Origin of the sequence: Brevibacillus nitrificans (assembly GCF_003710965.1) — a bacterium.
Taxonomy (GTDB): domain Bacteria; phylum Bacillota; class Bacilli; order Brevibacillales; family Brevibacillaceae; genus Brevibacillus; species Brevibacillus centrosporus.
The window spans coordinates 1-12,067 of the sequence record NZ_RHHU01000026.1 but is presented as its reverse complement, the minus strand read 5'-3'; the positions used below and the strand labels follow the sequence as shown (position 1 = coordinate 12,067).

Genomic DNA, 12,067 nt, shown 5'->3' with positions numbered 1-12,067 from the left:
GGGATAGTAGATGAACAAACAAAACATCACTTCTGACATGGAAGCTATGTCCATCGAACAAGTGAAGGAACAATTGGTCGAATTGGGTAAAAAGCGTGGTGCGTTGTCTTACAAGGAAATTACAGATCGCCTCTCTGGTTTTGAGCAGGATTCTGATCAAATCGATGAGTTTTTTGAGTACCTGGGTGATCAAGGCATTGAAATAAACAACAATGAGAACGAAGACGACGATGAAGAAGTCGATCGAATGATCATGAAGGACGAGGACAACGAAGAATTCGATTTTGACGATCTCTCTGTTCCACCTGGAATCAAGATCAATGACCCTGTAAGAATGTACCTGAAAGAAATCGGTCGTGTGCCTCTGCTTTCCGCTGAAGAGGAGATTAAATTGGCTCAGCGTATCGAACAAGGGGATGAGGAAGCGAAGCGCCGATTGGCTGAAGCCAACCTTCGTCTGGTGGTTTCCATTGCGAAGCGTTATGTAGGTCGCGGCATGCTGTTCCTCGATTTGATTCAAGAAGGAAACATGGGTTTGATCAAAGCGGTGGAAAAATTTGATTACCGCAAAGGCTACAAGTTCAGTACGTATGCAACATGGTGGATCCGTCAGGCTATCACCCGCGCGATTGCTGACCAGGCGCGTACGATTCGGATTCCTGTGCATATGGTGGAAACCATTAACAAGCTGATACGTGTATCTCGTCAGCTGCTGCAAGAGCTGGGCCGCGAGCCAATGCCAGAAGAAATCGCGGAAAAAATGGATCTCACACCGGAAAAGGTGAGGGAAATCATGAAAATTGCCCAAGAGCCGGTATCTCTGGAGACGCCGATCGGGGAAGAGGACGATTCCCATCTGGGTGATTTTATCGAGGATCAGGATGCACTAGAGCCATCTGATGCCGCGGCTTATGAGCTGTTAAAGGAACAGTTGGAAGACGTGCTGGACACGTTGACGGATAGAGAAGAAAACGTATTGCGCCTGCGATTTGGTCTCGACGATGGACGCACTCGTACACTGGAGGAAGTGGGGAAAGTATTTGGCGTGACGCGTGAGCGGATTCGTCAAATCGAGGCAAAGGCCCTGCGCAAACTTCGTCATCCAAGCAGAAGCAAGCGCTTAAAAGATTTCTTGGAATAACCGATATAGTAATATGTGGCCTACGTACAGCCTACGTAGGCTTTTCTTTTTCCACCAATCAGACCTTTGCCGTCGATAGTAAGGAGGGGCCGCGTTGGACGACCAGCGCAAACGTATCATTATTGCAGAGATTGAAAACTGGCGGAGAAATCATTTGCTGCCTGAACATTACTGCATTTTCCTGTTAAATCTGTATACGGAAGGAGACCGGCCTCAGGCTTCTTCACCAGCCGTAGCCAAAAGCGAAAGGAAGAAATCGGAGGTCATTTACAAGACACCTGCTTCCTACTCGTCTCCTATAACCGGTAAAATGGTAATGGCATGGCTCCTAGGTGCCTTTGTTATTGCAGGTTTGATCTTACTTGCTTTTCATTTTAACCGTTTTCAAACCCCAATGCAAATTACCATCTTTGCCTGTTTCGCACTTGTTTTCTATATTATGGGACTAGTGTTTCGCCGCACGGCACCGCCGCTCACCCATCTTTTTTTAATTCTCTCCTTCATCGTCTTGATCGCAGGTGGGATATACAGCATTATCCAAATGGGTGGCTCGACCCCGATGATCCTGTTTTACTTGGGTCTGATATGTGTTCTGCTGTGCGTGAGTGCGTTTCTGTTTGGGTTTACCTACCTGCTTTATGGCGGCATGCTGGGCTTGGCCGTTTTATATGGATTTGCCACCATGGGCCGAATCAGTCAAGAGTATTCATGGTGGCGTTCGGAGCTGTACTGGGTCCCGTTGGCTTGTGTATGGACAGGACTGGGCTTTCTTATGAACAGCGGCAATCCCAAATGGGCCGGAGTCTTTGCCTTCTGCGGACTGGCTGCCTTTTTCGGAGCCGAGGTGCAGGCGCTCTATATACCGGAAGCGAAACGTGACGTGATCCAGCTGCTGCTATTTCTAAAGGTTTTTCTGGCTTCTGCCTTGTTTTTCTTTACGCGTGGTTATTGGTTTTCCTGGCTGCGTCTGTAGAGAGGATGTCTTTGGATTTGCCCGCCACGGCGGTTTGCTTTTTGCTACAATGGGTGGGGATGAGGAGTTGAAGTGATAGAGTGGACAACAAGTGGAAAGTTTTGATCGGAATTTTGCTCGCCGTCATTTTTCTTGGAGGGGAAACGGCTGCTCAGCTTATAGGCTACAAGACCTATAGTATAGGGTACATATTGGGAGCACTGTCTTTTATCGGGGCTATTGTAGTGGGAGCACGCCAAAAATAAGGCGTGCTTTTTTGTGTGAAATGAGATTATAAATGTAACTCCACAGGAGAGGAGCTATGGTGTATAATGGTAAGAGAATTCTGAACAAACGCTCAGTCAAAATACCGAAATCCTTTTTACCACTATACTAAAGCGCTTTCAAGGGGGCTTCAAAAATGAACTATGATTTGACCCAGGAACAGCTTATGTTGAAAAAAATGATTCGGGAGTTTGCGGATGAGGTTGTCGCGCCTGGTGCAGATGAGCGTGACAAGACGAAGCAGTTTCCTGTTGAGGTATTTAAGCAAATGGCGGAATTGAACTTGATGGGACTGCCTTTTTCAGAAGATTATGGCGGTGCAGGAGCCGATACCACGAGCTTTGCGATCGTAACGGAAGAGCTCAGCCGAGCTTGTGGTTCGACGGGAATTACGTACTCGGCGCATATATCCCTGGGAGGTGCTCCCCTTTCCTTATTTGGAACAGAGGAACAAAAACGTACGTATCTGTCCAAAATTTGCTCAGGAGAAAGCTTTGGGGCATTTGGCTTGACGGAGCCGAATGCGGGATCGGATGCAGGAGGCACGAAAACGTCTGCCGTGCTCGATGAACACGGTTGGCTAATCAATGGATCGAAATGCTTTATTACCAATGCTTCCTATGCATCCTTCCTCGCCTTGACAGCTGTTACGGATAAAGAGAAAGGGGCGCGCGGAATCACTGCTTTTATCGTGCCCACGGATTCGCCTGGCTTTACCGTGTTGGCCAATTACGAGAAGCTCGGCTTGCATAGCTCCAATACGACAGAGCTGGTTTTGGAGAACGTGCGCGTTCCGGAAGAGAATGTGCTGGGCAAACAGGGAGAGGGCTTCAAGCAGTTCCTGATTACGCTAGACGGAGGACGGATCGGAATTGGAGCGATGGCTGTAGGAATTGCGCAGGCTGCCTATGATAAAGCTCTGCAGTACGCCAAGCAAAGAACCGCTTTTGGAAATTCGCTCAGCCAATTCCAGGCGATCCAGCACAAGCTGGCAGACATGGCGATGCAAATCGAGCTGGCGCGAAACATGGTGTACAAAGCTGCATGGCTGAAGGACAACGGTCGTCGCTTCACAAAAGAAGCCGCCATGGCAAAGCTGTATGCTTCCGAGGTTGCCATGTCCGCCACTCATCAGGCGATTCAAATCCATGGAGGGTACGGTTACATGCGCGAATATCAGGTAGAGCGCTTTTTCCGTGATGCCAGACTACTGGAGATCGGGGAAGGGACATCCGAGATTCTGCGCAATGTCATTGCTCGTGAAATTGGCTGCTAAATCATGCTTTGAAGAGAGCCTCGCTGCGATCGTCAGCGGGGTTTTTGTCGTTCTTTGCGCGCTCTTTGTCAGGTATTTAGCATTGGGCAATCGCTCCCAAATAGGGTAGAATAGAGGGAACGGAAGGTGAAGAGACACATGACATTTGTAACAATTTCCAAGCGTCTGGAAACGATTGCTCGCTATTGCCCCCAAGGAGCCCGCGTCGCCGACATCGGGTCGGATCATGCGTTGTTGGCTTCTTATTTGCTTCTTTCGGGAATCGCATCGCATGTAATCGCAGGCGAAGTAAACGAAGGACCTTATCAGGCAGCGCTTAAACAAATACATACGCTGCAGCTACGGGACCGCGCATCTGTACGAAAAGGAGACGGTTTGGCCGTACTCACTCCCGGCGAAGTAGATGTGGTCTGTATCGCGGGGATGGGCGGACAGCTTATCGCTTCCATCCTCGAAGCCGGCGTGGACAAGCTGGATGGTGTGAAACGATTGATTCTACAGCCAAATGTGGGGGAGGAAATCGTCCGCCGCTGGTTCTTGGAGCGTGGCTGGGAGTTGATCGCTGAAACGATTCTGGAAGAAGACGGGATCGTATATGAAATTTTAGTGGCAGAGCGTGGAAATGTGGAGCTTCCTTATGAAAACAAGGACCGAACCAAGGAAGAATTGCTGCGAATCGGTCCGTTCCTCTGGGAGCAAAAACAGCCTGCTCTCGTACAAAAATGGCTCCATGAACGAGAAAAATGGGCGAAGGTACTTGGGCAGCTAAGCCGCTCGGAAAAACCGGAAGCAGCAGCTCGGGTACAGGAAATTACGGCAGAAGTTGAATGGATCGATGAGGTGATTGCATGTTTGCGCACGGACAGACTGTGATTCAATACGTGGAGCGTTTGGCTCCCAAATCGTTGGCGTATGAAGGAGACAAGATTGGACTTCACGTAGGCACCTTGCAAAAACAGGTGAAAAAGGTGATGGTCGCCCTGGACGTTCTGGAATCCGTCGTAGATGAGGCGATTGCAGAAGGCGTGGATTTGATTGTTGCGCACCATGCGGTCATCTATCGCCCGCTTAAAAACATTCGCACGGATCTGGCAGCAGGCCGTGTCTTCGAAAAGCTGATTAAGCATGATATTGCCGTCTATACGGCTCATACAAATCTCGATGTCGCGGTCGGTGGCATGAACGATTGGCTGGCGGAAGTGATCGGCTTGAACAAGGTGGAGGTACTGGATGTCATCCACCGCGACAGCTGGAAAAAGCTCGCGGTCTTCGTACCCGCCTCGCATCGAGATGCTGTTTTTCAAGCGATCTCAGAAGCTGGAGCAGGCTTTGTCGGAAACTACAGCCACTGCTCATTCCAGACAGAAGGGACAGGGACCTTCAAGCCAGGGGAAGGCACGAATCCGTTTATCGGGACCACAGGCAAGCTGGAAAAGGTCGAAGAAGTCAAGCTGGAGATGGTTGTGCCGGCTTCTCGACAGTCTGCGGTTGTAAAAGCCATGCTCGCTGCTCACCCCTATGAAGAAGTCGCCTATGACATCATCCCACTCGAGCAGGCTGGAACAGGCTATGGCATCGGCCGAATTGGCGTATTGTCACAGCCAATAACACTGCGACAGCTGGCTGAGCTGGTAAAAGAGCGCTTCTCATTGCAAGGCTTGCGCGTTGTTGGTGATTTGGACGGCCAAGTGAAAAAAGTGGCTGTGGTGGGAGGCGACGGAAGCTCCTTTGTTTCCAAAGCGATATTTAAAGGAGCGGATGCCTACTTGACGGGCGATATTGGCTACCACACCGCACACGACGCACAGGCAGAGGGTCTTTCGATTATTGATGCTGGCCACAATATCGAAAAAATCATGAAGCAAAAGCTGGCTGATTACCTAAATGAACTACTTAAAGCAAACGGCTATCAGACAGAAGTGATTGCATCGACTATGCACACGGATCCGTTCCAATTTGTATAGGAGACCAGGCGTATTGGCCAGTCGGTTCATGGCCTGCCAGTTGAAGTGTAGGAGGGATTCACGTGCAAAAATTCATACGAACGTTTTCCTGTGTTCTTCTCGCAGCTACTCTGCTTACCCCCGGCTTTGCCTCTGCGGCTGGGGGCTTTATGCCTTACGGGGACATTAGCAACCATTGGGCAAAGTCCTCCATTATCCGCGGAGTTCAGGCGGGGCTTTTTGCAGCAGGCAGCAGCGCACCGCTTTTTTACCCAAATCGCGATATGACCCGAGCAGAGTTTGTGGCTTTAATCGATCGCTTGTACAACGGAGGGCAGTATCAGCTGTACCCCCTGACATTTTTGTCGGAGCACGCGGAATGGAATAGGGGCGAGGGCTTTGAAGAGCCGTATTTGCCCTACAAGGACGTCGACCGCCTGACTTGGATGTACACGCCTACGCTGCGTGTCTCGTATATCTTGGATCGTTTGTATGGTCCAAATGCGATTGCTCAAGTGTTTCCTGGGGAGCAAATGAAGCCGAATCAAGCGATCACCCACGAAGAAGCAGCTAAGCTCATGCAAATGTTTACCATGACTGGTGACAGCCAAAAGGCATGGGAGGAAGTGAAGAGCTGGGGATGGCTCGAGGGTGAGAGCACAGACCTTTTGAAAAGAGGAGAGGCAGCCGCTGCAGCGGATCGATTGATGACCTACCTGCTGCAGGATACGATTCTGCCCTTGCTCGATTACGATGGCTCGAAATTTCCGATGGTTCCCGAGATTCAGGAGCTTTTCCCTTTGTTTGTAACGTATACGGATTCCAAAACGTCAGACGAGAAGATGTATGTGAACGCAGTGGAAGCCATTCGCAATCATGAGGATACAGATGATACCTACCTAGATCTGGAGAAGCTGGCGAGCAACTCGTTTTCCAATCAGATCGGCGTCCATTTCTATTTGAGCTGGAACCCTTCGACACCCTTGACGGACAATTTGGAAGAAGCATTCCGTTCTATTGATGCGTATTTTCAGGATAAGATCATTTTGCCAGATACTTTGCGCCTGCTGAGTGCCAACGTGTATGATATCGCTTTGCAGATGGGAGCGAATGATTCGGCGGAGTATGAAAAAGTATTGAAGCGTTTGGCAGCGTATGAGTCGAAGCTCAAGCAGGATACAGAGGAATGGGAATCCTTGGCGATTTATCTGGGAGCCTTGGAGATCAAAGCTGGGCTGACAGACAAAGCCCTGGCTCGGTATGAAACGTTTGCTTCCAGGCATGCAGAAGCGCTTTTGAATTCCGCTTATTACCTCGTTCAGGAAGGGCGGATCCAAGAAGCGGAGTCTTTGCTCGCAAAGCAGAAGCCAAAGCCCTCGGATGAGCGGATGACGCAGCTGGTTAAGCTCTTGGGACAGGAGCTTGCCTCTCTCAAGCAGCAGCCCTCAATTGCAACTGATCTGACCTATACGTTGAACCATCTGGATCGAGTCTCGTCTTATCAGGTAAAAGGGGAAGCGTTTTTGAGCGGTTTTTCCTTCAAATACACGCAAGATGTAGACGCTACGCGCAATTCCAGTCATACGCTGGGCTTTTACCAGTCTCCCCAGCAGTTGGTTTCGGACAAGCTCGAGACGTATACAGACGGTCAGAAAAAGGTCCAGTATTCGTATGACACGAAGAAACAGAGCTGGGAGCAGCATCCAACAGACAAGCTGGATTTCGTGCATGAATGGGTAGGGACACAAAGCATCCAAGATCGGATGAACAATTTGCATGCCCGCTACTACAAGCAATCATTTGGTCGATATGACATCATCACAGAGTGGATTCCGGGTGCCGCTCTTACGGAAAAAGCAAAAAGCCTTTCGTTTAGCAGAGGGAAGATTAAGAACGTTTCCCTCTATATGAATAAATACTATATTGACCGCGAAAGTGACGAGCTGGTCAAGCATGTATGGCGGTATGAAGAAATTTATGAGAACAGGGAGTATGTGGCCTATTCGGGGACGGATCAGTACGATTTGTCGTCTAACGTGAAGGTTTCCATCCCCGATGAGGTTCGGAAAGAGGTGACACCATGAAACGGTTGAGTCAATGGGCTTTAGCTGTTTTGCTTTTGACCACTGCGATACCAGCACATGCAGCAGAAAGACCCTATATGGAGACAGAAGAAGTTTTTTATCACGTCATGGAAAGTCACTTGAGCAAGCCGGAAGTCAAACAATTGGTAAAGGGCGCGCTGCAATCCATTAGCGATCATGCCGATGAGAAGCAGCAACTGAAGCTGCCAGTCTCCGCGGAGGACGATACGCTGGGGGAGATGGAGCAGCGTATGGCGGAATGGCAAGCCAAAGGAAAATGGGATTCCTCCACCATCAATACGTGGGCGATTGACGGGATGCTCTCTACCTTAAATGATCCGCACAGTGTCTTTTTCACTTCGGATGAGCTGCGTTTGTTCCAATCCGATGTGGAAAATCAATTCGTCGGCTTTGGTTTCCGCATGCGGATGCAAAACAACGAGCTGATTTTGCGCGAAATCGTTCCGGGTTCACCGGCGGCAGCCTCTAAGGTATTGAAGCGGGGCGACCAGGTGAAAAAGGTAGGCGATATTTCGCTGGTGGGCAAGAGCTTTGAAGAGGCATATGCCTATTTAAAAGGAGAAGCGGGAACTGAAGCCGTTCTGACTATTTATCGAGCGTCAGAGAACCGCGAGTTTCAAGTGAAGCTCCAGCGTGCTTCGCTTTCGTTGCCGGAGGCAGAAGGGCAGCTGTTCACCAAAGGCGGCATCGGATATATCAGTCTGGAAACGTTCGGATCGGATGGGGCCATTCAGATGAGAGACAAGCTTGCGGAGTTTGCTCGTTCCGGGCAGCCGATGAAAGGGCTTGTTTTGGACCTGCGCGACAACGGTGGGGGGTATCTTTCGACTGCCCGTGACATCGCCAGTCTCTTTATGGAGGAAGGCTTGCTGATGTACACAACGAACCGCAATGGCGTGGAAGTGGAGACATGGGTCCGCAACGGCCGGGATATCGGTATTCCGGTTCGCATCTTGGTGAACGGGGGGACAGCCTCGGCGTCGGAGCTTTTATCCGGTGCCCTGCGCGACCATGGAATTGCCAAGCTTGTTGGAACCAAAACATATGGAAAAGGCAGTGCACAGCAAGTGATTCCGCTCTCGGAAGGAGATGCCCTGAAGCTGACCCTGAACGAGTACTTTACCCCCAAGCATACGGTGGTCAACCACGTCGGTCTGGAGCCGGACATGCAGGTTGAGGATTACGGGGCGCAAGTTGTAGAAGCGCTGCATTCCCTGAACGTGACAAACTGGGAGCTGAGCGACGAAAATGGAGATACCGTAGTAAATGGGGTTCCTTTTCCGACGGTAGATCCTCTTTTCAAGCAGGCCTCTGATGGTTTGCAGATCAAAGCGGCCGTTCTTTCCCACCTGCTGGGCGACAAATCAATGGGGGAGAAGGATTACGTCTCTCTTGCTCCCTATTTGAAAAGTCATCCCTCCTTACAGCTGCAAAGTCAAAATGGCGTGCACACACTCCGCTATCAGACGCATTAAAAAGGATCGTACCCAAGCCTATCTGCCGAGCTATCGCGCAGGTAGGCTTTTTCAATTCGGGCGAATAGGGGGAGTGTGGGAATCAAAAACTACCATGTACGACGACATGACAGACGAAGGATGGCAGACGGATGAAAAAGGTTATTTTATTCCTGATCGACTCCATGATGCCAGATATCCTGGAGAGATGCATTGCTGCAAAAAAAGCGCCGGGCATGCAGTTTTTGATGGAGCGAGGGCAGTATATTCCGGATTGCGTCACTGTCTTTCCTACGATGACGGCTTCTATTGACTGCTCACTAATCACAGGCGTGTATCCTGATCAGCACAAGGTTCCTGGATTGGTCTGGTACGAACCTGAAAAAGGAAAAATGCACAACTATATCAACGGGGCGATTCCCGTCAAAAAAATTGGGTTAACGCACTGTGCGACCAATGTGCTGTTTGACCTGAACGAACGACATCTGAGCAAAGAAGTAAAGACCATACATGAGGAGCTCGAGGAAAATCAACTCGTATCCGGCTCTATCAACGTAATCGCCCACCGCGGGCACAAAAAGCATCAGGTGCATGTTCCTCCCCTCCTGGATGCCCTTACTTCCTTTCAACTGCGTGAAAAGGTGAGTGGGCCGACGATCATGAGTATGGGCACGCTGGTGCGACCAGAGATTTTCCGTCCGATCACGTGGAATTTGGCGCAGACCCTTACAGAAGGCTATGGCATCAACGATACCTATGCCATCGATGTTTTGATCGAAGTGATCCGTAGCGGGAAACAGCCGCACTTTACACTTGTGTATTTGCCTGAAAATGATCATAAGCTGCACAAATCTCCGTTGGATGCGATTCAACATCTGGCGGACGTGGATAAGCATCTGGTTCGCTTTCTGGACAGCTTTGACTCCTGGGAGCAGATGCTGGAGCGCAACGTTTGCATTCTGATCAGTGATCATGGACAGACGATCATTGGGGAGAGCGAAGATCATAACATTTCTTTGGATCGGCTCCTCTCTCGTTTTACCATCCATCCGTTAGGGGCGAAGGTCACTCCGCAAATGGATGTGGTCATCTGCAATAACGAAAGAATGACGTTCCTGTATCCGACTGAGGAATCCAAGCTGCTGCCGATCGTCGATGCGGTTTCTGTAGATGAGCGCATTGACCTGATCGCGTGGCGGGAAAACGAAAAAATCGTGGTACGACGTGGCGGTACGGATCAAACTATGCGCTTCTGGAAGAATGGGCCAAATCGCGATATATACGGGGGAACCTGGGGTGTCGAGGGTGATCTCGGCGTTATTGATGCGCGCATAGAAGGGGAGGTACTACTGTTTGACAAGTTCCCGGATGCCTTTTCGCGCTTGTATGGCTCTATTTTTTCACAGACTGGTCCCGTAGTCGTAATGAGTGCTGCGGAGAGCTATGAGTTTTTGTCGGAGTGTGCCCCGACTCATTTGGGCGGGGGAAGCCATGGATCGTTGCACAAGCAGGATTCCATCATTCCGCTGCTCATTGCAGGTTCTTCGCGCAAGTTTCGGACACCTGCCCGATTAGTGGATGTCAAAGGGTTTATCTTGCAGGAATTAGGCGTCGTGCAAGCGTAGGTCTACGATCACGGGCAAATGATCTGACCAGGCTATCGGGTACAAGTCGTAGCGGCATACATCCCAATGCTGCGAGACGAAGATGTAGTCTAGTCGTCTGCGAAATGCGGGGAGTGTGTGCAATTTTTCTTTTCCATGTGCCATGGCGCAGTCAATGTAATAAGGTGAAAAAGAGATCGAGGACGCATTGAAATCCCCAAGTACGAGGCGTGGCAGATCAAGCTGTTGACTTGTCAGATTCATTAGTAGCTGCAGCTGATAAAAGCGGCTTGCTTTGTTCAAGCTGCAGTGGGTATTCCAAATGGAGATATCCCGCCCCTCCCATGAGACGGACACGTCTAATAATGTGCGTTTCTCACGTTTTGCAGGGAGCGAAATGACTTTCGTATCGTGAATGGGGAGGCGAGTCAGAAAGGCATTCCCGTAATGTCCTCCAGCCAGTGCGATTGACGGAGCAAAGACAACCTGGTAATCCAATTGCTCGGCTATGTAATCCGCTTGATACCCGTATTTTGGGTTTTGGTGAACCTCCTGCAAAGCTATGGCATCGGGCTGTATTTCTCTTAACGCCTGTACCATTTGTTCTAGGCGTTTGCGCCAAAAGAGATCTCGACCACTGTGAATGTTGTAGCTGACGGCACGGAGCATGTTCGTTCCTCGAGTTGTGACGTAGGTTTTTATCTATAGTATGGACGATTTTTCCAGTTGATTATAGCTAGTTGTTTTTGTTATATTTTAATACCCGGCATTTGCAGGGGGAGAGTGATTAGCCAAAAAAACTCCTAACTTAATTATAATTTCCTGTTGCAATCCATTTTAGCCTATGCTATATTAAAAAACGTCGCCTCTGCTTGAAGCACACGATGCGATTGATAAATAAATGATGTTCCTTGAAAACCGGATAGAATGAATCTGTGTAAAAAAGCTTGTGTTTTACTTGAAGTCAGATTGCTTTCAAACTTTATTGGAGAGTTTGATCCTGGCTCAGGACGAACGCTGGCGGCGTGCCTAATACATGCAAGTCGAGCGAGTCTCTTCGGAGGCTAGCGGCGGACGGGTGAGTAACACGTAGGCAACCTGCCTCTCAGACTGGGATAACATAGGGAAACTTATGCTAATACCGGATAGGTTTTTGGGTCGCATGATCCGAAAAGAAAAGGCGGCTTTAAGCTGTCACTGGGAGATGGGCCTGCGGCGCATTAGCTAGTTGGTGGGGTAATGGCCTACCAAGGCGACGATGCGTAGCCGACCTGAGAGGGTGACCGGCCACACTGGGACTGAGACAC

Annotated in this window: 9 protein-coding genes and 1 rRNA gene; 9 read left to right on the top strand and 1 reads right to left on the bottom strand. The window is 49.7% G+C overall.

Annotated elements, in window-relative coordinates; genetic code table 11:
• The first annotated feature begins 10 nt into the window (after positions 1-10).
• From rpoD to EDM59_RS29470, 8 genes are all read left to right on the top strand, one after another.
• On the top strand, positions 11-1,141 hold the full coding sequence (gene rpoD, locus EDM59_RS29505) for an RNA polymerase sigma factor RpoD (RefSeq protein ID WP_092268974.1): 1,131 nt from the start codon (positions 11-13) through the stop codon (positions 1,139-1,141).
• Positions 1,142-1,235: 94 nt separating this feature from the next.
• A complete protein-coding gene (locus tag EDM59_RS29500; protein ID WP_122926872.1) occupies positions 1,236-2,114 on the top strand; it encodes a hypothetical protein in 879 nt (292 codons plus the stop codon).
• A 400-nt stretch (positions 2,115-2,514) separates the two neighbouring features.
• Complete coding sequence (locus EDM59_RS29495) at positions 2,515-3,654, top strand: acyl-CoA dehydrogenase (protein WP_122926871.1); 1,140 nt, start codon at positions 2,515-2,517, stop codon at positions 3,652-3,654.
• Positions 3,655-3,792: 138 nt separating this feature from the next.
• Positions 3,793-4,527 carry a tRNA (adenine(22)-N(1))-methyltransferase gene (locus EDM59_RS29490; protein ID WP_122926870.1) on the top strand — a complete coding sequence of 245 codons (735 nt, stop codon included), beginning with the start codon at positions 3,793-3,795 and terminating at the stop codon, positions 4,525-4,527.
• Positions 4,503-5,618 (top strand): Nif3-like dinuclear metal center hexameric protein, encoded by a 1,116-nt coding sequence (locus tag EDM59_RS29485; protein WP_122926869.1) that lies wholly within the window; start codon positions 4,503-4,505, stop codon positions 5,616-5,618. The genes EDM59_RS29490 and EDM59_RS29485 overlap by 25 nt, the downstream gene beginning before the upstream one ends.
• Positions 5,619-5,680: 62 nt before the next feature.
• Positions 5,681-7,681, top strand: a complete 2,001-nt coding sequence (locus EDM59_RS29480) for an S-layer homology domain-containing protein (RefSeq protein WP_122926868.1) — start codon at positions 5,681-5,683, stop codon at positions 7,679-7,681.
• Positions 7,678-9,177 (top strand): S41 family peptidase, encoded by a 1,500-nt coding sequence (locus EDM59_RS29475; protein ID WP_122926867.1) that lies wholly within the window; start codon positions 7,678-7,680, stop codon positions 9,175-9,177. The genes EDM59_RS29480 and EDM59_RS29475 overlap by 4 nt, the downstream gene beginning before the upstream one ends.
• 131 nt (positions 9,178-9,308) lie before the next feature.
• The gene (locus EDM59_RS29470; RefSeq protein ID WP_122926866.1) at positions 9,309-10,781 is read left to right on the top strand and encodes an alkaline phosphatase family protein; all 1,473 of its coding nucleotides are present in this window, start codon (positions 9,309-9,311) and stop codon (positions 10,779-10,781) included.
• On the opposite strand, the gene EDM59_RS29465 is transcribed toward EDM59_RS29470, so the two are convergent.
• The gene (locus tag EDM59_RS29465) at positions 10,761-11,429 is read right to left on the bottom strand and encodes an endonuclease/exonuclease/phosphatase family protein (RefSeq protein WP_122926865.1); all 669 of its coding nucleotides are present in this window, start codon (positions 11,427-11,429) and stop codon (positions 10,761-10,763) included. The genes EDM59_RS29470 and EDM59_RS29465 overlap by 21 nt on opposite strands.
• 313 nt (positions 11,430-11,742) lie before the next feature.
• On the opposite strand from EDM59_RS29465, the gene EDM59_RS29460 reads away from it, so the two are divergent.
• Positions 11,743-12,067, top strand: a 16S ribosomal RNA gene (locus EDM59_RS29460); the annotation flags it as partial.